The organism is Cupriavidus sp. 94F1 (assembly GCF_057798875.1).
Map to the genome: position 1 here is coordinate 624,876 of NZ_JBYOJT010000002.1, position 12,275 is coordinate 637,150.

The 12,275-nt window shown below is 67.4% G+C and carries 13 protein-coding genes; 8 read left to right on the forward strand and 5 right to left on the reverse strand.

The genetic code is table 11. The annotated features are described in order from the left end of the window. Window positions 1-4: 4 nt before the first annotated feature. The 6 genes from AC3FJ6_RS06985 (at window position 5) to ureG (ending at window position 4,664) form a co-directional block, all read left to right on the forward strand. The gene (locus AC3FJ6_RS06985) at window positions 5-310 is read left to right on the forward strand and encodes an urease subunit beta (protein WP_092594635.1); all 306 of its coding nucleotides are present in this window, start codon (window positions 5-7) and stop codon (window positions 308-310) included. Next, entirely contained in the window at window positions 310-2,028 is a 1,719-nt protein-coding gene (ureC, locus tag AC3FJ6_RS06990; protein ID WP_488771242.1) for an urease subunit alpha, read from the forward strand. The genes AC3FJ6_RS06985 and ureC overlap by 1 nt, the downstream gene beginning before the upstream one ends. A 10-nt stretch (window positions 2,029-2,038) precedes the next feature. Then, the gene (gene ureE, locus AC3FJ6_RS06995) at window positions 2,039-2,647 is read left to right on the forward strand and encodes an urease accessory protein UreE (RefSeq protein WP_488771243.1); all 609 of its coding nucleotides are present in this window, start codon (window positions 2,039-2,041) and stop codon (window positions 2,645-2,647) included. Between the two features lie 144 nt (window positions 2,648-2,791). Then, window positions 2,792-3,334 carry an endonuclease domain-containing protein gene (locus AC3FJ6_RS07000; protein ID WP_488771368.1) on the forward strand — a complete coding sequence of 181 codons (543 nt, stop codon included), beginning with the start codon at window positions 2,792-2,794 and terminating at the stop codon, window positions 3,332-3,334. Next, on the forward strand, window positions 3,331-4,023 hold the full coding sequence (locus AC3FJ6_RS07005; RefSeq protein WP_488771244.1) for an urease accessory protein UreF: 693 nt from the start codon (window positions 3,331-3,333) through the stop codon (window positions 4,021-4,023). Before AC3FJ6_RS07000 ends, AC3FJ6_RS07005 begins: the two co-directional genes overlap by 4 nt. A gap of 17 nt (window positions 4,024-4,040) precedes the next feature. After that, on the forward strand, window positions 4,041-4,664 hold the full coding sequence (ureG, locus tag AC3FJ6_RS07010; RefSeq protein WP_092594629.1) for an urease accessory protein UreG: 624 nt from the start codon (window positions 4,041-4,043) through the stop codon (window positions 4,662-4,664). 33 nt (window positions 4,665-4,697) lie between these two features. On the opposite strand, the gene AC3FJ6_RS07015 is transcribed toward ureG, so the two are convergent. The 3 genes from AC3FJ6_RS07015 to AC3FJ6_RS07025 all read right to left on the reverse strand — a co-directional run bounded on the left by AC3FJ6_RS07015 (window position 4,698) and on the right by AC3FJ6_RS07025 (window position 7,603). Then, window positions 4,698-5,075 carry a helix-turn-helix domain-containing protein gene (locus AC3FJ6_RS07015; protein ID WP_400397103.1) on the reverse strand — a complete coding sequence of 126 codons (378 nt, stop codon included), beginning with the start codon at window positions 5,073-5,075 and terminating at the stop codon, window positions 4,698-4,700. A gap of 447 nt (window positions 5,076-5,522) precedes the next feature. Then, complete coding sequence (locus tag AC3FJ6_RS07020; protein ID WP_488771245.1) at window positions 5,523-6,215, reverse strand: glutathione binding-like protein; 693 nt, start codon at window positions 6,213-6,215, stop codon at window positions 5,523-5,525. Between the two features lie 125 nt (window positions 6,216-6,340). Further along, on the reverse strand, window positions 6,341-7,603 hold the full coding sequence (locus tag AC3FJ6_RS07025; protein ID WP_488771247.1) for an acyl-CoA dehydrogenase family protein: 1,263 nt from the start codon (window positions 7,601-7,603) through the stop codon (window positions 6,341-6,343). 170 nt (window positions 7,604-7,773) lie between these two features. Between AC3FJ6_RS07025 and AC3FJ6_RS07030 the strand changes: the two genes are divergently transcribed. Both AC3FJ6_RS07030 and AC3FJ6_RS07035 read left to right on the forward strand, forming a co-directional pair. Continuing rightward, a complete protein-coding gene (locus tag AC3FJ6_RS07030) occupies window positions 7,774-8,718 on the forward strand; it encodes a LysR family transcriptional regulator (protein ID WP_488771248.1) in 945 nt (314 codons plus the stop codon). A 313-nt stretch (window positions 8,719-9,031) separates the two neighbouring features. Then, complete coding sequence (locus tag AC3FJ6_RS07035; protein ID WP_488771249.1) at window positions 9,032-10,153, forward strand: CAP domain-containing protein; 1,122 nt, start codon at window positions 9,032-9,034, stop codon at window positions 10,151-10,153. A gap of 90 nt (window positions 10,154-10,243) precedes the next feature. On the opposite strand, the gene AC3FJ6_RS07040 is transcribed toward AC3FJ6_RS07035, so the two are convergent. Both AC3FJ6_RS07040 and AC3FJ6_RS07045 read right to left on the reverse strand, forming a co-directional pair. After that, complete coding sequence (locus AC3FJ6_RS07040) at window positions 10,244-11,572, reverse strand: hypothetical protein (RefSeq protein WP_488771250.1); 1,329 nt, start codon at window positions 11,570-11,572, stop codon at window positions 10,244-10,246. Next, window positions 11,569-12,174, reverse strand: coding sequence for an RNA polymerase sigma factor (locus AC3FJ6_RS07045; RefSeq protein WP_488771251.1), 606 nt, complete (start codon window positions 12,172-12,174; stop codon window positions 11,569-11,571). The genes AC3FJ6_RS07040 and AC3FJ6_RS07045 overlap by 4 nt, the downstream gene beginning before the upstream one ends. Window positions 12,175-12,275: the final 101 nt, after the last annotated feature.

Consider the following 12,275-nt stretch of genomic DNA (forward strand, 5'->3'; position numbering starts at 1 on the left):
GGCGATGATTCCCGGTGAACTGATGCCGCTGGACGGCGAGATCGAACTGAACGCGGGCCGCGCCACGGTCAGCGTGACCGTGGCCAATACGGGCGACCGGCCGGTGCAGGTAGGGTCGCACTTCCACTTCTACGAAACCAATGCGGCGCTGTCGTTCGACCGCGAAGCCGCGCGCGGCTTCCGGCTCGACATCGCGGCCGGCACGGCGGTGCGCTTCGAGCCGGGCCAGTCGCGCACGGTGCAGCTGGTGGCGCTCGATGGCGACCGCATCGTCTACGGCTTCAACGGCAAGATCATGGGAGCACTGTGATGAGCGTGAAGATTTCACGGCAGGCCTACGCCGAGATGTTCGGCCCCACCACCGGCGATCGCCTGCGGCTGGCCGATACCGGCCTGGTCATCGAGGTGGAAAAGGACTTCACGATCTATGGCGAGGAGGTGAAGTTCGGCGGCGGCAAGGTGATTCGCGACGGCATGGGCCAGAGCCAGCGCATGTCTAAGGATTGCGTGGACACCGTCATCACCAACGCGCTGATCATCGACCACTGGGGCATCGTCAAGGCCGACATCGGCCTCAAGCACGGCCGCATCGCGGGTATCGGCAAGGCCGGAAACCCGGACATCCAGCCGGGCGTGACCATCGTCGTGGGCCCTGGCACCGAGGTGATCGCGGGCGAGGGCATGATCGTCACGGCGGGCGGCATCGACACGCACATCCACTTCATCTGCCCGCAGCAGATCGACGAGGCGCTGATGAGCGGCGTGACCACGATGATCGGCGGTGGCACCGGCCCGGCCACGGGCACCTTCGCCACCACCGTCACGCCGGGACCGTGGTACATGGAGCGCATGCTGCAGGCCGCCGATGCCTACCCGATGAATATCGGCTTCCTGGGCAAGGGCAACGCCAGCCAGCCGGCGCCGCTGACCGAGCAGGTGCAAGCGGGGGCCATCGGCCTGAAGCTGCACGAGGACTGGGGCACCACGCCGCAGGCCATCGACACCTGCCTGTCCGTGGCCGACGATACCGACACGCAGGTGGCCATCCACACCGATACGCTGAACGAGGGCGGCTTCGTCGAGGCGACCATCGCCGCGTTCAAGGGCCGCACGATCCATACGTACCACACCGAGGGCGCGGGCGGCGGCCATGCGCCGGACATCATCAAGGTGTGCGGGGAATCGAACGTGCTGCCGTCGTCGACCAATCCCACGCGGCCGTACACGGTGAACACGCTGGACGAGCACCTGGACATGCTGATGGTCTGCCATCACCTGGACCCGGCCATCGCCGAGGACATTGCGTTCGCCGAGTCGCGCATCCGGCGCGAGACCATCGCCGCCGAGGACATCCTGCACGACCTGGGCGCGTTCTCGATGATTTCCAGCGATTCCCAGGCCATGGGCCGCGTGGGCGAGGTCATCATCCGCACCTGGCAGACCGCGCACAAGATGGCAGCCCAGCGCGGCAAGCTGCCCGGCGATCCGCACGACGCGCGCGGTGGCCACGATAATTTCCGCGTGCGGCGCTATATCGCCAAGTACACGATCAACCCGGCCCTGACGCACGGCATCGCGCACGAGGTGGGCTCGATCGAAGTGGGCAAGTGGGCCGACCTGGTGCTGTGGAAGCCGGCGTTCTTCGGTGTGAAGCCGAGCCTGATCATGAAGGGCGGCATGATCGCGGCGGCGGCCATGGGCGACCCCAATGCGTCGATCCCGACGCCGCAGCCGGTGCATTACCGGCCCATGTTCGCGTCGGCCGGCGGGGCGCTGCCGAAGTCGTCGCTGACCTTTGTCTCGCAGGCCGCACTGGCGGCCGATGTGGGCGGGCGCTACGGTCTGGCCAAGACGCTGGCCGCCGTGCGCGGATGCCGCTCGGTCAACAAGCGCGACATGGTTCACAATGACTGGCAGCCGCACGTGACCGTGGACCCCGAGACCTACCAGGTGGTGGCCGACGGCCAGTTGCTGATGTGCGAGCCCGCCACGGTGCTGCCGATGGCGCAACGCTACTTCCTGTTCTGAAGCTGAAGCCGTGATCAAGATCGACAAAGTCCTGCCCGCGCCGCACGGTATCGCACCGGTGCTGGTGCGGCGCGCCCCCAAGCTGGTCCTGCCGTTCGGCGACCGCAGCAAGAGCCGCCTGCGCGCGGCGCTCGACAACGGCGCCGAAGCGGCGCTGTTCCTGCCGCGCGGCACCGTGCTGCGCGGCGGCGACCTGCTGGTGGCCGAAGACGGCACCTTCGTCGAGGTGCAGGCCGCGCCGGAATCGGTGCTGCAGGTGACGGCCACCGACCCGCTGGCCCTGATGCGCGCCGCGTATCACCTGGGCAACCGCCACACGCCAGTGGAAGTGGGGCGCGACTACCTGCGCCTGGAATACGATCCGGTGCTGGCCGACATGCTGACGCGCCTGGGCGTGCAGATCGCGCGCGCCGAACAGCCATTCGAGCCAGAAGCGGGCGCCTACGGCGGCGGCCACAAGCACGGCCATGACGCGACGTTCGCCGAAGACTACGCGGCGGCCCAGGCGGTGTTCCACGAGCATCACGGGCATGCGCATGGTCACGGTCACGACCACGGTCATTCGCACGACCATGACCACGGCCACGTGCATGATGAGCACTGCGGGCACAAGCATTAACCGGATGGCATCGTGAATCAGGCGCTTGCCCTCTCCCCCGACCCCTCTCCCGCGCGCGGGAGAGGGGAGACCACCACCGAGGTGGCAAATGCCGCGGGTTTTCTCCCCTCTCCTGCGTGCGGGAATGCGGAGACCACCACCGAGGTGGCAAATGCCGCTGGTTCTCTCCCCTCTCCCGCCAGCGGGAGAGGGGCTGGGGGAGAGGGCAGGCGGCTGACCCACCACGAATTCGCGAAACAGCTACGTTCGCATCAAACCGCAGCTGAAGAGCGCCTGTGGTACTTCCTGCGTGCCCGCCGTTTCCTGGGCCTGAAATTCAAACGTCAGAAGCCAGTCGGCCCGTATATTGCCGATTTCATCTGCATGGCGCACAAACTGATCGTCGAGGCCGACGGTGGTCAGCACGGCTCGCTTCGAGATGTCGATCGCGATATCTGGTTGCGGGAACAGGGCTACACCGTGCTCCGCTTCTGGAACAACGAGATCCACGATCAGATCGAGGGTGTGCTGGAAGCCATTCGTCAAGCTGCTCTCGTCAATGGGCTGGTCGAACCGCTGGCTCCCTCTCCCACCAGCGCAGCAAATGCAGTCGGTGTTCTCCCCTCTCCCGCCTGCGGGAGAGGGGCTGGGGGAGAGGGCGAGCCCGCCACGTTGCCGGCAACGTGCAATCGGAGCCATTGGTCATGACCGCGCTCCCCCAACTGATATCGCTGCTGCACCTGGCATCGCCGGCGTTGCCCATTGGCGGGTTCAGCTATTCGCAGGGGCTGGAGGCGGCCATCGATTGCGGGCTGGTCAGTGACGCCGGCACGGCCGAGCACTGGATTCGCGACAACCTCGTGCAGGTGCAGGCCCAATGCGAGGCGCCGGTCTGGCTGCTGCTGCATCGTGCCTGGCGGCAGCAGGACGCGGCCGCGGTCGCCCGCTGGAACGACTGGTTCCACGTGACCCGGGAAACGTCCGAATTGCGGCTCGAAACCGAGCAGATGGGCTGGTCGCTGGCCAGGCTGATCGGCCAGATGGAATGGGGCGATGCGGCGCTGCGCGACACCCTGCGCAGCCTGTCGCCGCTGTGCCTGCCCACGGCCTTTGCCGCGGCGTGCGTGGCGCTGGATATCGATGCCCGCGAAGGGCTGGCCGCCTACGCCTTCAACTGGGCCGAAAACCAGGTGGCCGCCGCGCTCAAGGCGGTGCCGCTGGGCCAGGTGGCCGGCCAGCAGATCCTGCGCGGCCTGCACCGCCATGTGCTCGACACCGTGGAAGAGGCGGCCCGTCGCGCCGATGCCGACCCGCCGCAGCTTTCCACGTTTTCTCCGATGCTGGGCCTGCTGTCCGCGCGACATGAGACCCAGTATTCCCGGCTTTTCCGCTCCTAGCGTTCCTGGACCGAATCATGACCCGTACCAAGAAGAATCCTCCGCTGCGCGTTGGCGTGGGCGGCCCCGTGGGCTCCGGCAAGACCACCCTGCTGGAAATGCTCTGCAAGGCCATGCGCGACCGCTATGACCTGGTGGCCATCACCAACGATATCTACACCAAGGAAGACCAGCGCCTGCTGACCATCTCGGGTGCCTTGCCGGCCGAGCGCATCATGGGTGTGGAAACGGGCGGCTGCCCGCATACGGCGATCCGCGAGGACGCTTCGATCAACCTGGAGGCCGTGGACCGCATGCTGGCCAGGTTTCCGGATGCCGACGTGGTGTTCATCGAATCGGGCGGCGACAATCTGGCCGCGACCTTCAGCCCGGAACTGTCCGATCTGACGATCTACGTGATCGATGTGGCGGGGGGTGAGAAGATTCCTCGCAAGGGCGGACCGGGGATTACGAAATCCGACCTGCTGGTGGTCAACAAGACCGACCTGGCGCCCTACGTGGGGGCGTCGCTCGACATCATGGAAAGCGATACGCGCAAGATGCGTGGCGATCGTCCGTTCGTGATGGGCAGCGTGAAGTCAGGGCAAGGCCTGGACCAGGTGATTGCCTTTATCGAGCAGCAGGGCATGCTGAACGTCTGAGCCCTGCAGGCACCCCGCCGTGGGCGGGGCGTTTCAACGGGCGTGCCGGCGCGCCAGTGCCCGTGCCACGCCAGCCACGACATCGCGATCGACGTCGTTGAGATCGGCCATATAGCGCAGCGTTGCCTGTACCGACGGAGACTGCTCGGCGTCGAACGGCGAGCGCGGGGCTTCCTGCGCCTCTTCGGGCCGATGCTTCGAAAAGTCAAGCATCTCGGTAGGCGAAACGCCGAGCGTGTCGGCAAGGGTACAAATGTTATACAGGGCAACATTGCGCGTGCCGCGCTCGATGCCGCTGAGGTAGGATCGGGCCAGGCCGCTTTCCAGCGACAGCGCCTCCTGAGACCAGCCACGTTGCTTGCGCAACCAGGTCAAATGTCGCCCGAACAGCTTGAGTGGGTCTGCTGTCATATGCTGCTGTGTGGATAGTAAGTCGCTAAGTCGATCGAGACTAAGGGCTCGATCTATGCGGAACGACAACTTATAGTTGGTCGTTCTATCGGTGCCGGTTCCTCATCGTAAGCGATACACCTGTCACCAATGCGGCACAGTTGCCGTGCCGGGCAGTCATCACAGACCGCCATCCCACAGGGGGTCCACAACACGTCCATGGGCTGGAATCCGCGCCACGCGGACCATTGGGCATCCCGCCATCCCTCCGGGCACGCTCCAATTTAAACAAAATGCGATGCCGATATGCGCGTGCCCCTGCCGGGAGAGGCGTTGTCACCCGACCCCGACACCCGATGCCATGGGCCGCATCGATTCTCATTTCTGTGTCATTCCGGCAACGGCCGGACCCAGACGCCCGGCCTGAGTCCGTGGAGGACACGTCACCCGTCCGGGTGACGCCCGTGCCTAGCGCCGCTGGTACTGCGTGGCGCCGAACAGGATTTCGCGTTCCTTGTCCGACTGCAGCGGCTTGCGTTCCTTGGCCAGAACCTCCACGCCGCGCTTCACGGCCGGACGCTCGGCAATTTCGTTGAACCAGCGCTTCAGGTGCGGGTAGTCGTCCAGTTCCACGCCCTGGTTTTGCCAGCTGCGCAGCCACGGGAACGTGGCAATGTCGGCGATCGAATAGCTGTCGCCGGCCAGCCAGGCGTGGGCCGACAGCTGCTTGTCGATCACGCCGTACAGGCGCTTGGCCTCGTTGGTGTAGCGGTTCACCGCATACTCGATCTTTTCCGGCGCATAGATCCGGAAGTGGTGCGCCTGGCCCAGCATCGGGCCCACGCCGCCCATCTGGAACATCAGCCACTGCAGCGCGTCGTACTTGCCGCGCACGTCGTCGGGCAGGAACTTGCCGGTCTTGCCGGCCAGGTACAGCAGGATCGCGCCCGATTCGAACAGCGAGATCGGCTTGCCGTCGGGGCCGTCGCTGTCGACGATCGCCGGAATCTTGTTGTTGGGGCTGATCTTGAGAAAGTCGGCGCCGAACTGGTCGCCGGCACCGATATTGATGGGATGGACCTTGTATTCCAGGCCGCATTCCTCAAGCATGATATGGACCTTGTGGCCGTTCGGAGTGGCCCAGGTGTAGACGTCGATCATGTGCAACGCTCTCCATGGAAGATTGGCCGGGGCATTTAAGCACAGAGTGAATAACCCTGCTGCCAGCACATGAAAAAGCCCGGCACGGGGCCGGGCTTGTCGGTCGGGCAGGCTTTTCGCGCCTGTCAGGCGCCGCGCGTCACGGGCATCCGGATGCTGTCGGCGCTGACGTTCATGTGCTTGGCCAGCTCCAGCTTGGCGATGGCGTTGCGGTGCACCTCGTCCGGGCCGTCGGCCAGGCGCAGCGTGCGCTGGTGCGCCCACCAGTTGGCCAGCGGGAAGTCGCCGGACACGCCCGCGGCGCCGTGTACCTGGATGGCCCAGTCGATCACGCGCAGCGCCACGTTCGGTGCCACCACCTTGATCATCGCGATCTCGGCCTTGGCCACCTTGTTGCCCACGGTGTCCATCATGTAGGCCGCCTTCAGCGTCAACAGGCGGGCCATCTCGATATCGCAGCGGGCTTCGGCGATGCGCTCCTGCGTCACGCCCTGACGGGCCACTTCCTTGCCGAACGCCACGCGCTCCAGGCTGCGCTTGCACATCAGTTCCAGCGCGCGCTCGGCCACGCCGACACTGCGCATGCAGTGGTGGATACGGCCCGGGCCCAGGCGACCCTGTGCGATCTCGAAGCCGCGGCCTTCGCCCAGCAGGATGTTGCTGGCCGGCACGCGCACGTTCTTCAGTTCGATTTCCATGTGGCCGTGCGGCGCGTCGTCGTAGCCGAACACCGGCAGGAAGCGTTTGATGGTGATGCCCGGGGTGTCGGCCGGCACCACGATCATCGACTGCTGCTCATGGCGGCCCGCCTGGGGATCGGTCTTGCCCATCACGATGTAGACCTTGCAGCGCGGGTCGCCGGCACCCGACGACCACCACTTGGTGCCATTGATCACGTAATAGTCGCCGTCGCGCTCGATGCGGCATTCGATATTGGTGGCGTCCGACGATGCCACGGCCGGCTCGGTCATCAGGAACGCCGACCGGATCTCGCCGCGGAGCAGCGGTTCGAGCCACTGGTCCTTGAGCGCCTCCGATGCATACCGCTCCAGCGTTTCCATGTTGCCGGTGTCCGGCGCGGCGCAGTTGAACACCTCGGCGGACCAGGGCACCCGACCCATGATCTCGCACATCGGCGCGTATTCCAGGTTCGACAGGCCTTCCGGCGCCCGCTTCGAACGCGGCAGGAACAGGTTCCACAGGCCTGCTTCGCGCGCCAGCGGCTTCAGTTCTTCGACGACCTTGGTCGGCACCCATGCATTGCCGGCCTCGCGGTTGGCCTGCACCTCGGCGTAGAAACGCTTTTCGTTCGGGTAGATGTGCTCGTCGAAGAAAGCCAGCAGCCTGGCCTGCATGTCCTTGACCTTGGGCGAGTATTCGAATTGCATGGGGTCTCCTCGGGGTTTGATGGGCACGCCGTGCCGACTGTGGTTACTGTATCGGAACGTGACTAATAAGAAAAATGAATTTTCTGGATTGGTCAGTATCAATATTGTGCATTCCGTGCCAGAATGCGCGACATTGATGCCTCAGTAAAGCACGCGCGCAGGAAGGTGCCATGCAACTCAGCCGGATCGATCTCAATCTCTTCGTGGTGTTCGACGCCATCTACAGCGAAGGCAGCATCACGGCCGCGGCGCGGCAACTGAACCTGACGCAGCCGGCCGTGAGCCACGCGCTGGGGCGGCTGCGCACGCTGTTCGACGATCCGCTGTTCGAGCGGCGCGGTCAGGGCATGGCCCCCACGCCGCTGGCGCGGTCGCTGGCCAGCGAGGTACGCGGCGCGCTGCAGTCGTTCGCGCGGACCCTGCAGGACACGCCGCACTTCGACCCCGCCAACACCACGCGGCGCTTCACCATCGGCATGCGCGACGCGCTGGAAAGCACGCTGCTGCCGCCGCTGATGGCGCGCGTGACCGCCATGGCGCCGCACGTGGAAATCGCGGCGATCCGCTTCGACCGCCGCGAGATGGAGTCCGAACTGCTGGCCGGCACGCTCGATACCGCCATCGACATCCTGCTGCCGGTGTCGCCGGCCATCCATCACAGCGCCTTCATGTCGGACCCGATGGTGGTGCTGGCCCGGCGAGACCATCCGCTGGTGAAGAAGGAACTGACGCTGGAACGCTATCTGGCAGCCGAACACGTGCACGTATCGTCGCGCCGGCGCGGGGCAGGGCTGGAGGACCAGGCGCTGCACCGCATGGGCCTGACGCGCCGCGTGCGGCTGCGCTGCCAGCACTATGCGGCCGCCTGCCGCGTGGTCAGCTGCACGGATCTGCTGGCCACGCTGCCGCTGCGCTACGCGCGCATTGCCAACGAGCCCTATGCCAACCGGTTGCTGTCGCTGCCGTTCAAGGTGCCGTCGCTGGAACTGCATCTGTACTGGCATGCGGGGGGCGAGAACGACGGCGCCAACCGCTGGCTGCGCGAACAGTTGATGGCGGTCATGACGTCGCTGGGCAGCGGCATGGGCGATGTCTCGGACGCGCCCGCAAGCTGACGCATCGGCGCCGCACTGGCGCCGCACCTGGCGCCGCACTGGCGCCGCACCTGGCGCCGCGCCGTGCGCGTGCAGCGCGCTCGGATCACAGCGTAAGAAAGTGTTCGAAAGATGGACGATGATGGAGGGTGTCCCTACCATCACTGCGTTCCATCTGTCCCCGACGCCTCATTTGGCGGCGCAGCAGCGCCCAGGCGTCGTCCCGGCCCACACACCGGGATGCGGGCAGTTTCCCCAATCCAGACCTATCACATCGAGGCACGCCGACATGCCAGGGAAACTCTTGCGCACTGCTTTCATTTACGGACGGCCGATGGCACTCGGCGCCATGGCCGCCTTTGCGGCCCTGACGCTGGCCGCTTGCGGCGGCGGTGACGGCGGCGGTTCGGCAACCGCCGCGGGCGGCAGCAGTAGCAGCGCCGCCCAATCGGGCGCCGCGACCCAGCCGGCCGCCAGCGGCCAGGCCGCCGCCGCGCCGACCGCCAGCGGCACCGACCGCGCCTGCTACACCGTCAGCGGCGCCGCACCGGCTCCCGTGACCGGCTCCGTCGCGCTGCTGCCCGCGCGCGGGACAGGCGTATCCGGCTACAAGGTGCTGGCCGACGCGCGCAGCGCAGGTCTGTGCTACGCCAACTATCGCCGCGAGCAGGTGGGCCTGGCCCCGCTGACCGCGCGCGACCCGCTCAACACCGTGGCCCAGAACCACACGGCCTACATGCTGGCCAACAACACGCTGACGCACGATGAGCAATCGGGCAAGACCGGTTACACCGGCGCCGCCCCGAACGACCGCATCCAGGCTGCGTACCCGAGCAACGCCACGGCCGAAGTGGTGGCCGGCGCCAATCGCTGGACGTCGCAAGCGGGCGCCAGCCTGTCGATGACGCCGAAGGACCAGCTCGTGATCGACCTGGTCGATGCCCCGTTCCATCGCGCCGCCCTGCTGGGCAGCTACGGATCGGCCGGCAGCGGGTTTGCCGAAAGCCTGGGTGCGGGCAGCAGCGGCGGCACGCAGGCGTACGCCTTCCAGACCATCGACCTGGCCGACCGCAGCCAGGGCGGCGCCGACAACCAGATGGTGGCGTATCCGTACAACGGCCAGGCCGATGTGCCGGTCAGCTGGGTCAACAACGAGAGCCCGAATCCGGCGCCTGCCTACGCGGGCAAGACCATGGGCTACCCGGTGACGGTGCAGGCGGTGAACACGTCGCTGGCGTTCAACGCCGACACGTTCGCGATTACCGATGCGGCGGGCAATGGCGTGCCGTGCGAGAAGGTGGATGCGCGCACGTCGGGCATGTCCGGCGCGGCGAGCGGGCTGGCGATCTGCACGCCGACCGCGCCGCTGGCCGGCAAGACGCGCTACAACGTCACCGTCAGCGGTACGCTGAACGGGCAGGGCGTGAATCTGAACTGGTCGTTCACCACGCTGTAACGCCGTGATCGATCGGGCCGGAATCGCGCCGGATGCGCGCCACGGGAAGGAAGACGGGAGGCATCTGCCTCCCGTTTTTCGTGTCAGCGCCTAGTTGACGCCTGGTGGCTCGGTGCCCTGTTCGATGCGCAGCTGGCCGCGCGCGAGCGCGTCGTCGCGCTGGATGCCGTAAGGCGCCACGGGGCGCGCATCGGCGGGCATGGCCGCCCATAGCCGGGCCACCCAATCGCGCACGGCCGCATTGTCGGGCTCGGCGCTCCAGACATGCAGCCCCTTGCCGGGGCGCCACTGCATGGCGACCGAAGCGGGATCGTCCTCCAGCGTGACGGTGGCCGATTTCCGCGCTTCCGGCACAGCCGCCTGCGCCGTGGCCTTTGAAGCGGCCAGCGACTCAGCTGGCGCCGGGGCAGGCGCCGCCATGTACGCCGACTGCGGCACGCGCCGCGCGCGCGCTTCGGCGCCCGCCCCTGGTGCCGGTGCCGCGTCGGTCGGGACCTGCGCCGATGCCATGGGCGGCGGCGCGGCCAGGATAGCCGGTGCGGCAGGGGCTGCGGGCGCGGCAGGCGTGGATTCCGCAGTGGCCACCGCCGGTGCGGTCGAAGGGGCGGGGTCCTTGCGGCCAGTGGGCGATGGCGTGGTCGGCCGACGTACGGACCCCGCCTGGGGTGCCGCGCGCGCCGGGGCGGCAGCCGACGTGGCATCGGAGGTTTGCATGTTCGGCGCGTCCTGCGCGGCCGGGGCCGCCATCGCCGGCGCGGCATCCGACCCCGGTGCGGACGCCAGCGCCGGCGCGCCTCGCGTGGCGGGTCCCGCGTCGTCGGCGATGACAACATTCGACGATAGCGAGGCCGTCATTGGCGTGCCGTCATCAAGCTGGCTCAGCACGATCCGGGTGGCCAGGCCCGCGACGGCAAACGCAGTGGCTGCGACGCCCAGCGAACGCCACCATCGCGACACGGCATTGGGGCGCCGGGCGGGGGGCGGCGCGACGGCCGCCGTGGAAGCCGCGCCGTCACGGTGCTGCGCGGCCTGCGTCCGCAACCAGGCCTCGGTCGGCGCGCTGACCGGCGCTCCCAGTACGTCGTCGGCGGGCTTGCCCTGCAACACCTGATCGAACACGACATCGCGGCGCGCGGCCTGCGCAGCCTGCAATCGCGCGGCCTCGCGCAGCACGCTGTCGGATAGCGTAGGCGGTGCGCCAAAAGTGGGCGGGGGTGCCGATGTCCGCACCGCATCGCGTTCGGCCTCGGCCGCCATGCGCGCCTGCACCGCGCGCGCGGCGGTGGCCACGGCGCTGGCCAGGCTTGCGGGCGCTTCAAAGCGCGGCACGTCGCGCAACAGCGCGGACAGCCGGTCTTCACCGGCGATAAACCGCTCAGCGGCGTCGTGGCCGGGATTGCCGGATGGCCGGGTCGTCATGGCCGGGGCTCCCCGGGCACCATGCCGCCATCGGCCAGCACCGTGCGCAGCCGGGCAAATGCATAGCGCAGCCGGCTCTTCACCGTCTCGAATTTCTCGCCCAGCATCGCGGCGATTTCCTCGACGCTCATCTCGCTGAAGAAGCGCAGCACCACCACCTCGCGCTGTGCCACGGGCAATTGCAGCAGCGCCTGGCGCACGCCGGCCAGATGCTCGCGCCATTGCGCCTCGGTCTCGGGTGTCAGGTCGTCCACCGGCATGGCCGGCTCGTGTTCGTCGATCGATTCGCGCAACCGGGCATGCGCGCTGCGCACGTGATCCAGCCAGGCATTGCGTGCGATCTGGAACAGGAAGGTGCGGAACGCGGCGGTGGGCGTGTAGTCTGCGCAGCGGGTCATCAGCTGGATCCACGTCCGCTGCGCGATATCCTCGGCCTCGCCCGTGTCGCCCCGGCACAGCCAGGCGACGTAGTTGAACAGGCCGCCATTGTGGCGGCGGAACAGTTCGCCGATCGGGCCCTCGATGACGCCGCCGGCCACCAGCAGCATCAGGTCGGCGTCGGGCAGCGCAGCGATGTCGGGGGCGGGGCTGGCAGGCGTCATGGCAACGAGTATAGATTGCCGCTCGGCGGGCGGCGGCTGTCATGGAACGAAGCAGGGTGACAGATGGGGTTGAGTTAAATGGACAAAATATGGTGCCTCGC

What these genes read in the sequence shown, in the direction of transcription:
- ureG (WP_092594629.1), top strand. Translation starts at nt 4,041, where the DNA reads ATGACCCGTACCAAGAAGAATCCTCCGCTGCGCGTTGGCGTGGGCGGC.
- AC3FJ6_RS07045 (WP_488771251.1), bottom strand. Translation starts at nt 12,174, where the DNA reads ATGACGCCTGCCAGCCCCGCCCCCGACATCGCTGCGCTGCCCGACGCC.
- AC3FJ6_RS07020 (WP_488771245.1), bottom strand. Translation starts at nt 6,215, where the DNA reads ATGATCGACGTCTACACCTGGGCCACTCCGAACGGCCACAAGGTCCAT.
- AC3FJ6_RS07040 (WP_488771250.1), bottom strand. Translation starts at nt 11,572, where the DNA reads ATGACGACCCGGCCATCCGGCAATCCCGGCCACGACGCCGCTGAGCGG.
- AC3FJ6_RS07025 (WP_488771247.1), bottom strand. Translation starts at nt 7,603, where the DNA reads ATGCAATTCGAATACTCGCCCAAGGTCAAGGACATGCAGGCCAGGCTG.
- AC3FJ6_RS07005 (WP_488771244.1), top strand. Translation starts at nt 3,331, where the DNA reads ATGACCGCGCTCCCCCAACTGATATCGCTGCTGCACCTGGCATCGCCG.
- AC3FJ6_RS07015 (WP_400397103.1), bottom strand. Translation starts at nt 5,075, where the DNA reads ATGACAGCAGACCCACTCAAGCTGTTCGGGCGACATTTGACCTGGTTG.
- ureC (WP_488771242.1), top strand. Translation starts at nt 310, where the DNA reads ATGAGCGTGAAGATTTCACGGCAGGCCTACGCCGAGATGTTCGGCCCC.
- AC3FJ6_RS06985 (WP_092594635.1), top strand. Translation starts at nt 5, where the DNA reads ATGATTCCCGGTGAACTGATGCCGCTGGACGGCGAGATCGAACTGAAC.
- AC3FJ6_RS07030 (WP_488771248.1), top strand. Translation starts at nt 7,774, where the DNA reads ATGCAACTCAGCCGGATCGATCTCAATCTCTTCGTGGTGTTCGACGCC.
- AC3FJ6_RS07035 (WP_488771249.1), top strand. Translation starts at nt 9,032, where the DNA reads ATGGCACTCGGCGCCATGGCCGCCTTTGCGGCCCTGACGCTGGCCGCT.